The organism is Acidovorax sp. GW821-FHT09A11, assembly GCF_059418365.1.
In genome coordinates, this window is record NZ_JBWKPS010000009.1 from 136,565 (window position 1) to 153,139 (window position 16,575).

At 69.2% G+C, this 16,575-nt stretch carries 18 protein-coding genes; 9 read left to right on the forward strand and 9 right to left on the reverse strand.

The annotated features are described in order from the left end of the window. From AC07PV_RS20570 to AC07PV_RS20595, 6 genes are all read left to right on the forward strand, one after another. Window positions 1–1,155, forward strand: a complete 1,155-nt coding sequence (locus tag AC07PV_RS20570) for a PepSY-associated TM helix domain-containing protein (RefSeq protein ID WP_494631183.1) — start codon at window positions 1–3, stop codon at window positions 1,153–1,155. A 77-nt stretch (window positions 1,156–1,232) separates the two neighbouring features. Beyond that, window positions 1,233–2,099, forward strand: coding sequence for a hypothetical protein (locus tag AC07PV_RS20575; protein WP_494631185.1), 867 nt, complete (start codon window positions 1,233–1,235; stop codon window positions 2,097–2,099). Beyond that, window positions 2,096–2,479, forward strand: a complete 384-nt coding sequence (locus tag AC07PV_RS20580) for a hypothetical protein (RefSeq protein WP_369643203.1) — start codon at window positions 2,096–2,098, stop codon at window positions 2,477–2,479. The genes AC07PV_RS20575 and AC07PV_RS20580 overlap by 4 nt, the downstream gene beginning before the upstream one ends. Window positions 2,480–2,649: 170 nt before the next feature. Continuing rightward, window positions 2,650–3,294, forward strand: coding sequence for a trimeric intracellular cation channel family protein (locus AC07PV_RS20585; protein WP_494631186.1), 645 nt, complete (start codon window positions 2,650–2,652; stop codon window positions 3,292–3,294). A gap of 118 nt (window positions 3,295–3,412) precedes the next feature. Then, on the forward strand, window positions 3,413–4,102 hold the full coding sequence (locus AC07PV_RS20590; RefSeq protein WP_369643205.1) for a transglutaminase-like domain-containing protein: 690 nt from the start codon (window positions 3,413–3,415) through the stop codon (window positions 4,100–4,102). Next, a complete protein-coding gene (locus tag AC07PV_RS20595; RefSeq protein ID WP_492246397.1) occupies window positions 4,099–4,554 on the forward strand; it encodes a PaaI family thioesterase in 456 nt (151 codons plus the stop codon). The genes AC07PV_RS20590 and AC07PV_RS20595 overlap by 4 nt, the downstream gene beginning before the upstream one ends. A gap of 152 nt (window positions 4,555–4,706) precedes the next feature. Here the strand turns inward: AC07PV_RS20595 and AC07PV_RS20600 are convergent, their stop codons facing one another. Next, complete coding sequence (locus AC07PV_RS20600) at window positions 4,707–5,618, reverse strand: LysR family transcriptional regulator (protein WP_494598375.1); 912 nt, start codon at window positions 5,616–5,618, stop codon at window positions 4,707–4,709. Window positions 5,619–5,745: 127 nt separating this feature from the next. On the opposite strand from AC07PV_RS20600, the gene AC07PV_RS20605 reads away from it, so the two are divergent. Then, window positions 5,746–6,348: a short chain dehydrogenase gene (locus AC07PV_RS20605; RefSeq protein WP_218339581.1), complete on the forward strand. Its 603-nt coding sequence runs from the start codon at window positions 5,746–5,748 to the stop codon at window positions 6,346–6,348. A 114-nt stretch (window positions 6,349–6,462) separates the two neighbouring features. Here AC07PV_RS20605 and AC07PV_RS20610 read toward each other — a convergent pair whose 3' ends face one another. The 5 genes from AC07PV_RS20610 to AC07PV_RS20630 form a co-directional block, all read right to left on the reverse strand. Next, window positions 6,463–7,476 (reverse strand): Bug family tripartite tricarboxylate transporter substrate binding protein, encoded by a 1,014-nt coding sequence (locus tag AC07PV_RS20610; RefSeq protein ID WP_494601878.1) that lies wholly within the window; start codon window positions 7,474–7,476, stop codon window positions 6,463–6,465. Window positions 7,477–7,622: 146 nt separating this feature from the next. Next, window positions 7,623–8,354, reverse strand: a complete 732-nt coding sequence (locus tag AC07PV_RS20615; protein WP_494631188.1) for an SDR family NAD(P)-dependent oxidoreductase — start codon at window positions 8,352–8,354, stop codon at window positions 7,623–7,625. Between the two features lie 14 nt (window positions 8,355–8,368). Further along, window positions 8,369–9,574: a 3-oxoadipyl-CoA thiolase gene (gene pcaF / locus AC07PV_RS20620; protein WP_218295969.1), complete on the reverse strand. Its 1,206-nt coding sequence runs from the start codon at window positions 9,572–9,574 to the stop codon at window positions 8,369–8,371. 72 nt (window positions 9,575–9,646) lie between these two features. Further along, window positions 9,647–10,297, reverse strand: a complete 651-nt coding sequence (locus tag AC07PV_RS20625) for a 3-oxoacid CoA-transferase subunit B (protein ID WP_218295970.1) — start codon at window positions 10,295–10,297, stop codon at window positions 9,647–9,649. Between the two features lie 29 nt (window positions 10,298–10,326). Then, a complete protein-coding gene (locus tag AC07PV_RS20630; RefSeq protein ID WP_218295971.1) occupies window positions 10,327–11,028 on the reverse strand; it encodes a 3-oxoacid CoA-transferase subunit A in 702 nt (233 codons plus the stop codon). Between the two features lie 91 nt (window positions 11,029–11,119). Between AC07PV_RS20630 and AC07PV_RS20635 the strand changes: the two genes are divergently transcribed. Then, a complete protein-coding gene (locus AC07PV_RS20635) occupies window positions 11,120–11,929 on the forward strand; it encodes an IclR family transcriptional regulator domain-containing protein (RefSeq protein ID WP_218295972.1) in 810 nt (269 codons plus the stop codon). 102 nt (window positions 11,930–12,031) lie between these two features. Here AC07PV_RS20635 and AC07PV_RS20640 read toward each other — a convergent pair whose 3' ends face one another. After that, window positions 12,032–12,253: a hypothetical protein gene (locus tag AC07PV_RS20640; RefSeq protein WP_029413244.1), complete on the reverse strand. Its 222-nt coding sequence runs from the start codon at window positions 12,251–12,253 to the stop codon at window positions 12,032–12,034. Between the two features lie 219 nt (window positions 12,254–12,472). On the opposite strand from AC07PV_RS20640, the gene AC07PV_RS20645 reads away from it, so the two are divergent. After that, window positions 12,473–12,907 carry a DUF1841 family protein gene (locus tag AC07PV_RS20645; protein ID WP_218295973.1) on the forward strand — a complete coding sequence of 145 codons (435 nt, stop codon included), beginning with the start codon at window positions 12,473–12,475 and terminating at the stop codon, window positions 12,905–12,907. Window positions 12,908–13,032: 125 nt separating this feature from the next. Here AC07PV_RS20645 and AC07PV_RS20650 read toward each other — a convergent pair whose 3' ends face one another. After that, entirely contained in the window at window positions 13,033–15,801 is a 2,769-nt protein-coding gene (locus AC07PV_RS20650; protein WP_218295974.1) for an Ig-like domain repeat protein, read from the reverse strand. Window positions 15,802–15,828: 27 nt separating this feature from the next. Further along, window positions 15,829–16,554 (reverse strand): helix-turn-helix transcriptional regulator, encoded by a 726-nt coding sequence (locus AC07PV_RS20655; protein ID WP_218295975.1) that lies wholly within the window; start codon window positions 16,552–16,554, stop codon window positions 15,829–15,831. Window positions 16,555–16,575: the final 21 nt, after the last annotated feature.

The window sequence follows — 16,575 nt, forward strand, 5'->3', positions numbered from 1 at the left end:
ATGACCAGCCAGCGCACCCTCAACCGCCTCTTCGTCCTGCACTCCTGGGCGGGCATCGTCACGGGGCTGCTGATGTTCATCGTGTGCTTCTCGGGCGCGGTGGTGGTGTTCAAGAACGAGATCGACCTGTGGGCCAACCCGTCGCTGGCGCAGCTGCCGCGCTCTGCGACGCCCGCGTCGCTCGATGCGGTGCTGACGCAGCTGCACACCCGCTACCCCGGCGCCACGGTGGAGACCATCGCGCTGCCCGACGCGGTCAACCCGAGCTACTTCGCCTTCGTGCGCGAGCGCGGCGCGCCGGCCAGCACGCGCACCAAGGTGGCCCTGCGCTCGGACACGGGCACGGTGGTGGGCCCGGTGGACAGCCAGCTCGGCCAGTACCTGCGCATGCTGCACGTGTTCCTGTTCTTCGGGCCGCGCTGGATCGTGGGCTTTCTGGGCGCCGCGATGCTGGTGCTCATCGTCACGGGCATCGTCATCCACCGCAAGATCCTGGCCGAGCTGTTCACCCAGCGCTGGGGCCGCAGCTTTCGCGTGGTGATGTCCGACCTGCACAAGTCCGCGGGCATCTGGGGCCTGGGCTTTCACATCCTGATCGCCACCACGGGGGCCTGGATGGGCCTGGCGCCGCTGTTCGAGCAGGGCTACAAATACGTGACCACCAGCAGCACCGAAGCCGCAGCCACCGCCAAGCCCGCGCGCAAGGCCGCTGGCGATGCCGCCGAGCCCGTGCGCATGCAGTCGCTGGATGCCCTGTACGCCACCGCGCAGCAGGCCGTGCCGGGGCTGGAGGCGCGCTACGTGTCGATGCGCCGCTGGGGCACCGACACCGCCGAGGCCAGCTTCACCGGCAACCTGGGCGGCCACCTGGCCAGCACCGCGCGGGTGGACATCCACGCCGCCACCGGCGTGCCCAGGAAGGTGCACGACCCGCGCACGGCGGGATTCTGGTCGCTGGTCAACGGTCTCATGGAGCCGCTGCACTTTGGCGACTTCGGCGGGCTGACGCTCAAGTGGCTGTATTTCTTTCTGGGCATGACGCCAGCGTTCCTGTCGATCTCGGGCACGCTGATCTGGCTCGATGCGCGCCAGCAGCGGCGGCGTGAGGCCGAGGCCGCGCAGGCGTCGGCCGGGGGCATGGCGGCGGCAGGTTGAGGTCCCATCCACTGCACACGCTCATCCGCCTCTTCGCACCGCTATTTATTGTCGATTTCTGCCCGCCCCACCAACCCATGCAACGCTTCTTTCTGGCCCTGCACGCCACCACGCCCGCGGCGCTGATCGTGGCCGTGTTCGTGCACCTGTGGGGGCCGCCCGGCTTGCCTTCGCTGGCGCAGCGGCCGGTGTGGGCCGTGTGGTTGCTCATCGGCACATGGCTGCTGCTGTCGGCGCTGGCCGCGTGGGCGCTGCGCACGCTGGCGCTGTGGCGCGTGTCGCTGGGTGGCGCGGGGGCGTTGCTGGCGCTGGCCGGTGCGGTGGGCCTGGTGCTGGGGAGCGCGCTGGCGTCCGGCATGCTGGCCAGTCTCGCGTTGGTGGGCGCTGCCTGCGTGGGCATTGCGACCTTTATCGGGCCGCAGCGCGTGCAGGCGCCACGGCGCAAAGCGGTGCGCCACCAGGCTGCGGCCACGCCGGGCCGCGCTGGCCATCCTGGCACGCACCACACCACCAAACGCCGCCGCTGGCCCGCGCGCGTTTTGGCCCGCTTTGGCATCCCTGCACACCTGCCGTTTTGGCTGGCCGGTGCACTGGCGGTGGAATCGTTTCGGCTCGCCCACATCGTGGCGACAGAGCCAGCGCGCTCGTCGGGCATGCTGGGCCTGCTGCTGGCTTTCTTTGTCGCGCTGCCCGCCGCCGCGTTGCGCCACTGGGCGCTCCGAACCGCCCTGCTGCTGTGGGTGCTGGCAACGCTGGCCTACGGCGGCTTGGCAGCCAAGGCGGGGCTGGATCAGTGGGCCGTCGCCGCAGCCCTGTGCGCGCTGGCCGCGGGTGCCCCGTTGCTGCTGCGCGCACGGCGGAGGCTGCGCACGCGGCAGACGGAGCGCATCACACCCACCGCACAGGTCCATGCTTCTGACCGCCACCCGCCGGAGGCCGCATGAACGAACTCATCGCCGCCTGCACCGCACTGGCCTCGCTGATCGCGCTGACCCGCTGGGCGCGCACCGTGCCCACCCGCGCCTGGGGCCACGGCGTCGGCAGCACCGGCCAGGCGCCACCTGCACCGCTGCGCGCCTGGGCTGTGGCCATCGGCACGCTGTTGCTGCAGGGCTTGGCAGCCACCGCCGCGACCGGGCTGGCCGCCGGACTGGCGCTGGTGGCCGCATCATGGATGGTGCTCGGCTGGCTGCTGGTGCTGGCCATGAACCAGTGGCCCGCCGCCAGCCTGCCGTGGGCCCAGCGGCTGGGCGCGCTGGGCGGGGCGGGGTGTGTGCTGGCGCTGGCGTGGGAGCTGGTGCGTGCAGGGGGCTGGGCAGGCTGATGGACGCGCGCCACCTCCGCCAGGTGGGCAAGGCGCCAGATTTTGGGTTGAAATGGGACTCAGCGCTTGATACATAAGCACTTGTAGCTATATATTTTATAGCGTAATATCTAGACGGCACTGCCATGCGCCGGTGCCCGCACCCGCTGCCCCACGGCACAATCGCGCCCATGGATCAGCTGCTCGACGCCCCCTGGGTGCACACCCTGCGCTTCTTCCTGGAAGTGGCCGCCACCATCGCGTTTGCCCTCTCGGGCGTGATCGCCGCCGCGCGCAAGCGGCTCGACGCCGTGGGCGTGTGTGTGGTGGCGTTCGTCGCGGCCTTCGGCGGGGGCACGCTGCGCGACCTGCTGCTGGACCAGCGGCCCTTCCTCTGGATACGCCACACCGGTTTTGTCTGGGGCATCCTGGCCCTGTGCGTGGGCGCGATGCTGTTCATGCGCCAGCGCCACTTTCAGCCCACCGAGCGCGCCATGCTGCTGCCCGACGCGATTGGCCTGGGCCTGTTCGCGGCGGTGGGCGTGGACATCGCCACCGCCATCGGCATGCCGCCGATCATTGCCGTGATGATGGGCGTGACCACGGGCGTGTTTGGCGGCGTGCTGCGCGACGTGCTGTGCAACGAGGTGCCCCAGGCCTTCAGCGACCACCGCCCCTACGCGCTGTGCGCCTTCGCGGGCGGCTGGGCCGACGTGGCGCTGCGCCAGATGCAGGCGCCGGACTGGGCTCCGCTCGTGGCCTGCGTGCTGCTCACGGCCGGGCTGCGCGGGCTGGCGCTGTGGCGCAACTGGCAGTTGCCCGCCTGGCGGGTGTGACAAGAAACCAGAGGCCGCCATCCCGGCCGCCGATCCGGCACACTGTGCCGCGTGGCACCACCGTGACAGCCCTGCACCGGCGCGGCCTGCACACTGGGCCGCGAGGAGTATCGAGACCATGACCCCGGACCACCCCACCCCCGCCGCCCTGCGCGCCACCGCGCTCATCGACAGCGACGCCCCCGCCATCCAGGCCTTCGCGGCCAAGCATGCGCGCGGCGCCACCGACCGCGAGCGCGCCGTCGCCCTGTACCTGGCCGTGCGCGACGGCTTTCGCTACGACCCGTACCGCATCGACCTGTCGCCGCACGGCATGGCGGCCAGCACCGTGCTGGCCCAGGGCCATGGCTGGTGCGTGCCCAAGGCCGCGCTGCTCACCGCCGCGTGCCGCGCGGCGGGCATTCCCGCGCGCATGGGTTTTGCCGATGTGCGCAACCACCTCAGCACCGAGCGCATGCGCGAGACCATGAAGACCGACCTCTTCATCTGGCACGGCTACACCGACATCTGGCTCGACGGCCAGTGGCGCAAGGCGACGCCCGCCTTCAACATCGAGCTGTGCGACCGCTTTGGCCTGCTGCCGCTGGAGTTCGATGGCGAGAACGATTCGATCTACCACCCGTTCGACAAGACCGGCCAGCGCCACATGGAATACGTGCTGCAGCGCGGCGCTTTCGACGACATGCCGCTGGCGCGGATCGTGGCCGACTTCCAGGCCGTGTACGGCGGCTGGCTCGGTGGCGGCACCACGAGCGCGCTGCACGGCGCGAGCTTTGCGAGCGACGTGGAGCAGGAGGCGGCGCGATGACGCAGGCCCCGCTGGCGGCACCGGGCACCGCGCCCCAGGTCCCTGATGGCTTCGCGGCCCTGCCCTCGGGCGGCCCGTTCATCGAGCACAACGGCCCGCTGTACCTGCGGCACGAAGGTGCGGTGGTGAAATTCGGCTTTCGCGTGGAGCACCGCCATGTGAACCCCATGAACAACCTGCACGGCGGCATGATGGCCAGCTTCTGCGACATGCTGCTGCCGTTGTCGGTGCACCGCAAGAGCACCGAGGTGGCCGGCCGTTTCCTGCCCACCATCAGCCTGCAGATCGACTACCTGGCCCCCGCGCCGCTGGGCGCCTGGGTGGAGGGCGAGGCCGAGCCGCTGCGCATCACCCGCTCGCTGGTGTTCGCGCAGGGCCTGGTGACGGCCGATGGCGTGCCCTGCGCGCGGGTGAGCGGGGTGTTCAAGATAGGCCCCACGGGCCCTGCCTAGCCCGCCCGGCGGCCAGGGCCGCCGTGGTGGCCGCTGTCACGGCCTGCAGGTGCGCAGGCCCTCGGCCCCGGCGGCGCGCGGCGAACACGGGCGCCTCGCCATGGCCGCATCGCCAGACCACGCCGGGTAGCCGCCCATGGCATGGGGAAGGGCTACGCCCGCGGCGCGGCAGCATCGCCCGCGATGCCCATCACTCCCACCACATGCTCCACGAACCGCGCGAGCTTGGGCAGCTGCCGCCGGTCCGGCGCATAGACCAGTTGCACGGCGCGGGCCACCGGCAGGCAGTGCTGCATCACCGGCACCAGGGCGCCACTGGCCAGGTCGTCGGCCAGCAGCACCTCGGGCTGCATGATCAGGCCCAGGCCGCGCAGCGCGGCCTGGCGCAGGCCGTCGCCCTGGTTGCACACAAAACGCGCGTTCTCGGGCCAGAAGAACTCCGCGTCGCCATCGCGCAGCGTCCATTCCACACGGCGCTGCCATACCGAATGGCTCAGGCACTGGTGGCGGGCCAGATCGTCGGCGCGCCCGGGCGTGCCATGGCGCTGCAGGTAGGCCGGCGCGGCCGCGATCACCATGCGGTAGGGGCGCAGCGGGCGCGCCACCAGGCCCTCATCCACCACCTGGCCGATGCGCACGGCCACGTCGAAGCCCTCGCCCGTGAGGTCCACCACGCTGTCGGTGAGCTGCAGGTCCACGCGCACCTGGTCATGGCGCTGCAGGAAGTCGGCCACCAGCGGCGCGATGACGTGGTTGCCCAGCGTGAACGGCGCGCTCACGCGCAGCAGGCCCTGCGGCACGGCGCGGCTGCGCTCCACGGCGGACTCGGCCCAGCGCACCTGCTCCAGCACGCGCTTGCTGTCTTCGTAGAACGCGGCGCCCACCTCGGTCAGGCTGTTCTGGCGCGTGCTGCGCTGGAACAGGCGTGCGCCCAGGTGGGTTTCGAGCTGCTGGATGTGCTTGCCCACCATCACGGCCGACACCTGCAGCTGGCGCGCGGCGGCGGCGAAGCTGCCGGCTTCGACCACGGCCACCATGACTTCCATGTTGCGCAGTTTGTCCATGGGCTGATTCCTAATCAATGGTTAGCACAAGAAGAACTTCAATGTACTTTATGCATTGATTGATTCGCAAAAGAATCGGGGCCTGTCTGTTCCTCCACCCGTTCTTTTTCAAGCAAAGGAAAACACCATGTCCAAGATTCTTCTCATCGGCGCGAGCGGCACCATCGGCCAGGCCGTGCTGGCCAACCTGGGCGCGCGCCACGACGTGATCACCGTGGGCCGCAGCAGCGGCACGCACCGCGCAGACTTTTCCCAGCCGGGCTCGGTCGCCAGGCTGTTCGAGGCGGTGGGCCAGGTCGATGCCATCATCAGCACCGCCGGCAACCTGCACTTCGGCCCGCTGGCCGACATGACGCCCGAGCAGTTCAACCTGGGGCTGCAGGACAAGCTGCTGGGCCAGGTGCAATTGGCTTTGATCGGCCAGAAGTACCTGGCCGATGGCGGCTCCATCACGCTGACCGCAGGCATCCTGTCCATCGAGCCCATCCGCAACGGCGCCAGCGCCACGGCGGTGAACGCCGCCATCGAGGGCTTCGTGGCCGCCGCCGCCATCGAGCTGCCGCGCGGCCTGCGCATCAACGCCGTGAGCCCCACCATCCTCACCGAATCGGTGGGCGTGTACGGGCCGTTCTTCCCCGGCTTCGACACGGTGTCTGCCGAGCGCGCCGCGCGCGGCTACCAGCGCAGCGTGGAAGGCGCGCAGACGGGGCGGGTGTACCGCGTGCAATGATCACGGCCACCTGCACCCTACCCGTCTGGGCATGAAAAGAAAATAGCTGCTGCCGCTTGTCCAGCAAGCGGCAGAAGCTATCAATTTAGTAGCATCAATGATCGAAGGCGCAGATCAGTCCAGACTCGCGCCGGATTCCTTGACGACCTTGCCCCACTTCACGGACTCGGCCTGGATGAAGGCGGCAAACTGCTCGGGCGTTTCGCTGTACGTCTCGGCGCCCTGCTCGTTGATCTTCTTCTTCACCTCGGCCTGGTTCAGCACCTTGGCCAGCGCGGTGTTGAGCCGGGCCAGCACCGGTGCGGGCGTGCCGGCGGGCGCGAACATGCCGAACCAGGACGTGGCCTCGTAGCCGGGCACGCCGGCTTCGGCGATGGTGGGCACATTGGGCAGCTCGGGCGAGCGCTTGGCCGTGGTCACGGCAAGCGGCACCAGCTTGCCGCTGCGCACATGCTGGATGGCCGAGGGCATGTTGTCGAACATGATGCCGATCTGGTTGCCCAGCAGGTCGGTCACCGCCGGTGCGCTGCCCTTGTAGGGCACGTGCACCATGTCCACCTTGGCCAGGCTCTTGAACAGCTCGCCCGACAGGTGGATGGAGCTGCCGTTGCCCGACGAGCCGAAGTTCACCTTGCCGGGGTTGGCCTTGGCGTAGGCGATCAGCTCCTTCACGCTCTTGTAGGGCTGGGCGGGGTTGGCCACCAGCAGGTTGGGCACATTGGCCACGCGCGTGAGCGGCGCGAAGTCCTTGATCGGATCGAAGGGCATCTTCTTGTACAGCGCGGCGTTGATGGCATGCGTGCCCACCGTGCCCATGAAGAGCGTGTAGCCGTCCGCCGGGGCCTTGGCCGCCAGCGCGCCGCCGATGTTGCCGCCCGCGCCCGCGCGGTTGTCCACGATGACCGACTGGCCGAGTTCCGTGGTCAGCGCCTGGCCGATGATGCGCGCCAGGATGTCGGTGGTGCCGCCGGCCGCGAAGGGCACGACGATGGTGACGGGCTTGGTGGGATAGGCCTGGGCCATGGCTGCGCTGCTGCCCAGCAGGCCACCAGCGGCGATGGCGGCGATGCCCGCGCAGGCAGCGGCCGACAGCGCGAAGCGGCGGGTGGTGTGGATGGAACGGGTCATGGTTTGTCTCCTTCAGGAAGGTGGATGAAATGGGTGTCACGAGCGCGGCATCCGCCGCGCCATGGCCTCAACCGGGCGCCAAGGCCTCCGGGCGAGAACAGGGGGTGCGCCCCTTTCAGGGCTGCAGTGAAAATGCGTTCAGGTGGCTAGACAGGTGCCACGCCGAGCGTGGTACCACCGCACACGTACAACACCTGCCCGGTCACGAAACCGTTGTCGGGCGAGAGGAAGAACAGCGCCGCGCGCGCCACGTCGTCGGGCGTGCCCATGCGGCCCACCGCAATACTGTTCAGGATGCGCTCGGTCTGCGGCGCGCCCTCGGGGTTGCTCTGGCGGAACAGTTCGGTGGCGATCGGCCCCGGGCCGATGGCGTTGACGGTGATGCCGTCGCGCCCCAGTTCCATGGCCAGCGTGCGCGTCATGCCGATCATCCCGGCCTTGGTGGCCGAGTAGACGACGCGGTCGCCCTTGCCCAGCGCGGCGCGCGACGACATGTTGACGATGCGGCCCTGGCCGTAGGCCCGCAGCGTGGACAGAAAGGCCTGCACCAGCAGCATGGGCGCGCGCAGGTGCAGGCCCACCACGTCGTCCAGCTGCGCGGTGGTGGCGGTGTCGATGGTGCCGGGGCGCGTCGCGCCCGCGTTGTTCACCAGGGCGGTCACGTTGTGCCTGGCGGCGATCTCTGCCGCGCGCTCGCGGGTCGATGCCTCGTCGGTCAGGTCGCCCTGGTACGAGGTGAGCAGCGGGTGGCTCCACGTGGGCAGCGCGTAGTCCAGGTTGACCACGGCGCGGCCCTGGGCGAGCACGGCTTCGGCAATGGCGCGGCCGATGCCGTTGCTGGCACCGGTGACGACGGTGACGGGGGTGGAGGAAGTCACTGCAGAGGCCACGGTCACACGCGCTCCAGAATGATGGCGATGCCCTGGCCCACGCCGATGCACATGGTGCACAGCGCGTACTGGCCCGCATGCTCGTGCAGGCGGTTCACGGCGGTGGTGACCAGCCGCGCGCCGCTGGCACCCAGCGGGTGGCCCAGCGCAATCGCGCCGCCCCAGGCGTTCACCCGCGCGTCGTCGTCCTTGAGGCCCAGGGCGCGCAGCACGGCCAGGCCCTGCGCGGCAAAGGCTTCGTTGAGTTCGATCACGTCCATGTGGTCGATGGTCAGGCCCGTCTGCGCCAGCACCTTCTGCGTGGCGGGCGTGGGGCCAAAGCCCATGATGCGCGGCGCCACACCGGCCACGGCCATGCCCACCACGCGGGCGCGGGGCTTGAGGCCGTACTTGGCGGCATGGGCTTCATCGGCCAGCAGCAGCGCGCAGGCGCCGTCGTTCACGCCCGACGCGTTGCCCGCCGTCACCGTGCCATCGGGCCGCACCACGCCCTTGAGCCTGGCCAGCGCTTCCAGGCTGGTCTCGCGGGGGTGTTCGTCCTGGCTGACGACGATGGCGTCGCCCTTCTTTTGCGGGATGTGCACGGGCACGATCTCGCGCGCCAGGTGGCCGTCCTTGATCGCGGCCACGGCGTTGAGCTGGCTGCGCAGCGCCATGCGGTCCTGCGCCTCGCGCTCGATGCCGAAGTCGGTGGCCACGTTCTCGGCGGTTTCGGGCATGGAGTCCACGCCGTACTTTTCCTTCATCAGCTTGTTGACGAAGCGCCAGCCGATGGTGGTGTCGTACACCGCGTTGTTGCGGCTGAAGGCGCTTTCTGCCTTGGGCATGACGAAGGGCGCGCGGCTCATGCTCTCCACGCCGCCCGCGATCATCAGGCCCGCCTCGCCCGCCTTGATGGCGCGCGCGGCGGTGCCCACGGCGTCCAGCCCCGAGCCGCACAGGCGGTTGATGGTGGCGCCGGGCACGTCGATGGGCAGGCCCGCCAGCAGGCTGCTCATGTGGGCCACGTTGCGGTTGTCCTCGCCGGCCTGGTTGGCGCAGCCGTAGAGCACGTCGGTCACCGCGGCCCAGTCCACGCCGGGGTTGCGGTCCATCAGCGCCTTGATGGGGATGGCGCCCAGGTCGTCGGTGCGCACGCTGCTCAATGCGCCGCCGTAGCGGCCGAAGGGGGTGCGGATGGCGTCGCAGATGAAGGCTTGGGTGGTCATGTTTTTTGTCTCCTCGGATCTCGGTGGATCGGCTCGTTGAAAAGGGAAGGGATTCGGGGCGCCCGCGGGTGCTCAGGTCGCCGGACGGATGGGCTGGCCCACCAGGCTTTCGAGTTCGGCGTGGGAAAGGCCCGGCACGGTGTCGATGAGCTGCAGCCCCGTGGGCGTGCAGGCCAGTGTGCACAGATCGGTGTAGATGCGCTTCACGCACGCGACACCGGTGAGCGGGTAGCCGCAGCGCTCGACGATCTTGCTCGCGCCCTGCTTGGTCAGCAGGTCCATCATCACCCAGGTCTGCTTGGCGCCGATGGCCAGGTCCATCGCGCCGCCCACGGCCGGGATGGCGCCGGGCTCGCCGGTGCTCCAGTTGGCCAGGTCGCCCGTGGCGCTGACCTGGAAGGCGCCCAGCACGCAGATATCGAGGTGCCCGCCGCGCATCATCGCGAAGCTGTCGGCGTGGTGGAAGTACGCGCCACCGGGCAGCAGCGTCACCGGCTGCTTGCCGGCGTTGATGAGGTCGTAGTCCTCCAGGCCTGCGGCGGGTGCCGGGCCCATGCCCAGGATGCCGTTCTCGCTTTGCAGGATGACCTCGCGGCCCGCGGGAATGTGGTTGGCCACCAGGGTGGGCTGGCCGATGCCCAGGTTGACGTAGGCGCCGTCGTGGATGTCTTGCGCCACCCGTTTCGCCAGTTCTTCTTTACTACGCTTTTGATAGCTGCTCACGCTTTATCCTTGTGCGGTAGAGGCCGATTTCATGCCGATTTCTTGAAACCACCCGCCTGCGTGGCCGTGCGGTCGATCTTGACCACATGGCTCACGTAGATGCCGGGGGTGACGATGGCCTCGGGGTCCAGCGCGCCCAGCTCCACCACCTCGTGCACGGTGGCGATGGTGGTCTTGGCGGCGGTGGCCATCACCGGCCCGAAGTTGCGGGCCGACATGCGGTAGGTAAGGTTCCCCCAGCGGTCGCCCTGCTCGGCCTTGATCAGCGCCACGTCGCCGTGGATGGGGAATTCGAGCACGTAGTGCCTGCCGTTGATCTCGCGCGTTTCCTTGCCGGCGGCCAGCTCGGTGCCGTAAGCCGTGGGGCAGAAGAAGGCGCCGATGCCCGCCCCCGCCGCCCGCAGGCGCTCGGCCAGGTTGCCCTGGGGCACGAGCTCGAGCTCCAGCTTGCCGCTGCGGTACAAGTCGTCGAACACATAGCTGTCGACCTGGCGCGGAAAGCTGCAGATGATCTTGCGCACCTGCCCCGCCTTGAGCAGCGCGGCCAGGCCCTGGTCGGCATTGCCGGCGTTGTTGTTCACCACCGTCAGGTCCCGGGCGCCCTGGGCGATGAGCCCGTCGATGAGCTCACCCGGAATGCCCGCCGTGCCAAATCCGCCTATCAACACCGTGGCACCATCCTTCACCCCTTGCAGGGCCTGGGCCACCGAGTCCGCCAGTTTGTTGATCATCGAAACGCTTTCGTGATTTGCTTGATCTTCGGTTTCAATTTGTTCGCTTATAGAACAAATGTTCGCATAAAGAATTATAGTAGGCGCACGTATGAATATCCAAACCCCTGACGCCAAAGACCCCAAGCCCAGCGACAGCTATGTGCAGTCGTTCGCGCGCGGGCTGGAGGTGATCCGCTCGTTCAGCGCGGCCACGCCGCAGCAGACGCTGAGCGAAGTGGCGGCCCGTGCGGGCCTCACGCGCGCGGGTGCGCGCCGCATCCTGCTCACGCTGCAGACGCTGGGCTATGTGGAGACGGACGGCAAGCTCTTTCGGCTGAGCCCGCGCATCCTGGACCTGGGATTTGCGTACCTTTCATCGCTGCCGATCTGGAACCTGGCCGAGCCGGTGATGGAGGACCTGGTGGAAGAAGTGCGCGAGTCGTCCTCGGCCGCCGTGCTCGACGGCCTCGACATCGTCTACGTGCTGCGCGTGCCCACGCACAAGATCATGCGCACGAACCTGGGCGTGGGCTCGCGCCTGCCCGCGCCCTGGACCTCGATGGGCCGCGTGCTGCTGGCCGGGCTGCCCGATGAGGAGCTGGAGGCCCGCCTGGCGCAGCATCCGCTGGAGCGCTTCACCGCGCACACCACCACCGAGCTGCCCGCGCTGCTGTCGCGCATCCGCGAGGCACGCCAGCAGGGCTGGTGCCTGGTGAACCAGGAGCTGGAGGAAGGATTGATCTCGATCGCCGCGCCACTGGCCGACCGCACGGGGCGGACGGTGGCGGCGCTCAACATCAGCGGGCAGGCCAACCGCACCAGCGCGGCCATGATGCAGGAGAGCCTGCTGCCCGCGCTGCTGCGCGCCGCGAAGACCATCTCGCGCATGATGGGTGCGCCGCGCGGCCGGGGCGAGTGAAGCCCGGGGCCCGGCGGCCGCCGGGCGGCTTCACGCCGGTGCCAGCCTGGCACCGGCACGGGCATTGCGCGCACAGGGCGCCCACGCTGGGGTGGTGAAGGCTCAGTTCTTGCGAAAGCCCAGCACCAGCACCACGCCGCCCAGCACCATCGCCCCCAGGCTCATCCACTGGGGAATGTTGACGGACTCTTTTTCCTTGACCGTCAGTTCCAGCGGGCCCAGCTTGGCCTGCGTGGTGTCCTTGGTGAAGCTGAAGCCCCCCGTCAGAAAACCTGCCAAGCCCAGCACCAACAAAAGCACACCAACGATTCGCATTGCATTCATGACAGATCTCCCAACACCGGGTATTCAGGGACTGCGGCAGAGCGGGCCCGGCTCCCTGTCCCTGCGCATCGCCAATGTAGGGCAGCTCCCGCCGCGCCCGCGTAGGACACCGCCGCTGCCGCGCGTCGCGCACCCGCCCCGGCGCGCCAGCCGCACTCCGGCGCCGCGTGCAACCCTGCACGCCCTGTGCGCCAGGGCTGCGTGCTACGCTCACGCCCCATGTTCAGCCCCTCCCAAGCCGACGTGCGCCGCTTTCTCTGCGGGGTGCACGCCAAGACCCAGGCCGGCGCGCCCATGGAAGCCATCGAGACGCTGGCCAGCCTGTGGATCGCCGAGCACCCCGAGTACCACACCGACCTGTCCGACGCCGATGCCGCCGTGGCGCGCAACTACGACGAGACGCCGGGCCAGACCAACCCCTTCCTGCACCTGTCCATGCACCTGTCGATCAGCGAGCAGTGCAGCATCGACCAGCCGCGCGGCATCCGCCAGGCGGTGGAGCTGCTGACCGCGCGGCTCGACTCGCTGCACGATGCGCACCACGCCGCCATGGACTGCCTGGGCGAGATGCTGTGGGAAAGCCAGCGCGCCGGCCGCCCGCCGGACGGCGAGGCCTACATCGCCTGCGTGCAGCGGCGGGCCACGCGGGACTGAGACGGATTGGCCTCCAACCGCATGGCGTCGTTGGTTCGCCTCGCCATGCTGCAGCCCTGTCCTGGGCTTCCCGCCTGGTTGCCCGGCTGCATGCAAATTCGCATGCGGCGCTGAACCCTCCCCGCTCAGCGCCCGGGCTTGCGCGCCTTGTGCGCCAGCGCGGTGCCGGCCAGCAGCAGCACCAGCAGGCCGAGCCCTTCCCGCGAGAACAGGGGCACCGGCACCGGGGTGGGCGATGCGCTCACGACCAGGGTCCCCGCCGCGCTGCTTGCCAGGAAATTGCCGTCGCCGGAGTAGCTTGCGGTCAGCGCCTTCGTGCCAGAGCCCTTCGGCCGCAGTGAGCAGCCTGGCGCCGCCGCGGCCGCCGCGTAGCTGCAGCTCAGGCCGTCGGTGGTGTTCGTGATCGTGATCGTTCCCGTCGGCGTGCCGCCCCCCGGCGCGGCCACCGCCAGCGCCGCCCACACCGTCACCGAACCGCCCAGACCGACCGGTCCCACCGCCTCCAGGGCGATACCCGTCGAAGCTGGCAGGACCTCGATGGCCACCGGATTGGACACCGAAGGCAGCGTGAAGCTGGCGATGTCGCCTGCATAGGCCGCCTGGACGTCGTGCCGTCCAACGGGCAACTGGCGCGCGAGTGCCGCCCTGGCGGAGGTATCGAGCCCCGCATCGCCAAGGTCCGTCGCCGCGCCATCGGAAAAGTGCACGCTGCCGGCCGGCGGCCCCGCTCCCCCCGTCACTTCGGCCAGGAGCGTGATCGCCTGGCCGTAGACGAACGTGGCTCCGGCCAGCGGCTGAGCCAGGCGCACGCTCGACTGCTGTTGCACCGTCGTCTGCATCGATGCCCGGACCGAGGCATCGCCCTGGCTCGTCACGGTCAGCGTCCGCGGCCCGGCCGAGGCAAATCCGATGGGCCAGCCCACGCTGCCATCGCTCTGCGCGATCACGCCAGGCAGGACGTCGCCCGCCACCGAGCTCGTGATCCTCCATTTCGTCGTGTTGTCGATATGGGCGTTGACGACGGCATCGTCCACCGCCAATACGAATCCTGCGGCAGGATCGGCCGGGGCCGTCGCAGGCAGCGAAACCGCCGTTTGTCCCGCGGGCAGCAGCACGGTGGACGGCCCTTGCAATGCGGGCACCGGAAGCGGCAGGTTGTGAAACTGCAGATCAAAGCGCGCGTTGTGCCCCGGCATCGTGATGTGCACGAGGTAGCTTCCGACGACACGATTGGCCGTGGGCACGACGGGGGTCCAGTTGTCGGAGCCCATCGTCTCGAAGGTATTCCTCCCGGAAGGGAAGGTCGCGCTCGCGCCCGTGCCGGGCGCCGCAACGTTGACGGGCACAGAAAGAAAGCCGATGGCATGGGTGTCGCTCCACACCGTTTGCGGCCGCACTCCAAACGGAGAGGAGGGCTGGCCGATGCGCATGCTGAACGACTGCGAGGCCGGCATGTAGGCGGTCTCCCAGCCCCAGGGGCCCGCGTCGTCGGGATCGAAGAGTCTCACGCCCTGAAAAATAGCCAGCGGACCCTGGAGCGCCTCGGGCGTCTTGTACACCAGTGTTGCCCGCGGCGCGCGCGCAGTGGTGCTGTTCGGCACACCATCGACGGTGGCGAGAGCGCCGGCGTCCGGCTCGAGTGCGGCCGCATAGCCTGGCAGCGCGGAATCCGTCGTGCCGGGGTTCGCATTCTGTTCGTCCGCCAGCAGCTCCCCGTAGTTGCGGCTGAAATCGAACACGCTGACCGCGCCCGGGCCCGCCACAGGCGCCGTCGCCGCCCGGGCGCCGTCCCACGCGGGCTGGGTGTTCCAGGAAACGGTGCCCGCGTCGAAGTCCTCGGCCGGGGAGAGCCGCAGCGTGCCCGGTTGCGAAACGCTGCTGGCATAGGTCACGAGGCTGGCCTGCAGCGGCGTGGAGGAATACTGCATGATGCTGCGGACCACAAAAGGAAGCTCCGGCGTCTTGAGCAGCGCGACGCCGCGGCTTCCGGCCGTGCCGCTCAGCCGCAGATCGGCACTGCCCGCATCCGCCGCACCGGGAGCGCTCTCCTGGATCTGGGACGACGATGCGGCATTCGATGACACCCCCGTCAAATCCGACAGCGTGATCAACAACTGGACGGAATGCGGCACCAGCGTCTTGCCCGGGCTCGACTCCTTCGCCGCGACATCGAAGTCGGCATGGGACGCATCGGCACCTGGGACGCTGACGATCTTGATGCCGTTGTTGGCACGGCTGCCGTCCACCCACGACTTGACGATGTCGGTGGCGTCGAAGCTCCGAAAGCCCGGTTGGCGAATGGCCACCGGCTTGCGCACGCTGCTTCCGGCCTGGTAGTCCGGGTCGACGCCAGGCGTCGGCGGGCCCTCCACGCATGCAGGCGCCACGCTTTCCTGCGGCCAACAGCCATTGCCTTCGAGGGGAACCAACGCAACGCTGCCGGCCACCCGGACGTTCTGGACATAGACGACGATCCTGGCCCTGGCGATCTTGTCCGCGGTCAGCGCATAGGCGGACGGCCCCACCTGGAGCGGCTGACCGGAGCCCGCCCGCGACACCAGGACCATGTTGCCGTTGGGAAGCGTATCGAGCGAGAAGCGGACGACCGCCTGCTGATGTTCATTGATCCGCAGGCCATCGGGATTGCTCGGTGCGTAATCCGATCCCTGCAGACTCGCGTCCGCGACCAGCGGCGCCTCGATCCATTGCGTCTGCACGACGATGGCACAGCCCCCCAGGACCAGCGTTGCGCACACGGCGGCGAACAGGCACAACGCGCCCTTCAGGTGCCAGACACTCCTGCCCATCTCATCCCCTGTCTTCGGTTTTGGCGGCGGATCACGGCCCGCCGCAGCATCGCGATGGATCGTAGGGGAGGGGAGCTCGCCGGTCATGTGCCGACGGCACACGACCGCGCGCGCCTATTCGTCAGCCAGCCAACCGGCGAGCTGGTGCCGGCTGCCGACGCCTGTCTTGACGTAGATGTCCTCGAGATGGCGCTTGACGGTACCCGGGCGGATGCCGAGCCTTGCCGCGACTTCGGCGTTGGTCGCGCCATGGGCCACCGCCACGAGCACTTCGCGTTGGCGCTCGCTCAAGGCGCGATCGTGCAGCCGGTGCGCGATGTGGCGGCGCCTGCTGCGGGCCTGCAGGCGGCCCAGCGTCTGGCGGATGTGGCCTTCCAGCAGCGCGAGCGACGTGCGCTCGGGGTCGCCGAAGCCGCGCGTTGCGCGCGTGACATTGAGCGTGAGCATGCGCCCTTCGCCAAGGTCGATGTCCAGGCCCAGCCCATCCTTCTGGCCGACGCGGCCATAGGCCTCCGCGTTCAGCGCACACCGGCTCCACGCCGTCGGCGAGAGTTGGTCGGAAATGCTCATCGGCACGCGGCGCTTGCCGTAGCCGGGATTGTCGCCAAGGTGCTGATGGACGGCCTCGTTGATTTCGCGCGACACGGCGCGCTCCGGCGCATACAGGGTGCGCAGCGTCGGCGTGCAGTTGCGCCAGTCGACAACGAAGATGTCTCCGCCCACCACGCTGCGCAGCGCCTGGAGCAGGTTGTTCGACAGGTCGTTCGAGTCCCGTGTCGAATGCACCAGCAGCGTCGCGTGGCTCAGCCGGTGCAGAGAATGCGAGTCGAGATAGCCCATCGTGTCTCCGCCTGGATCGAT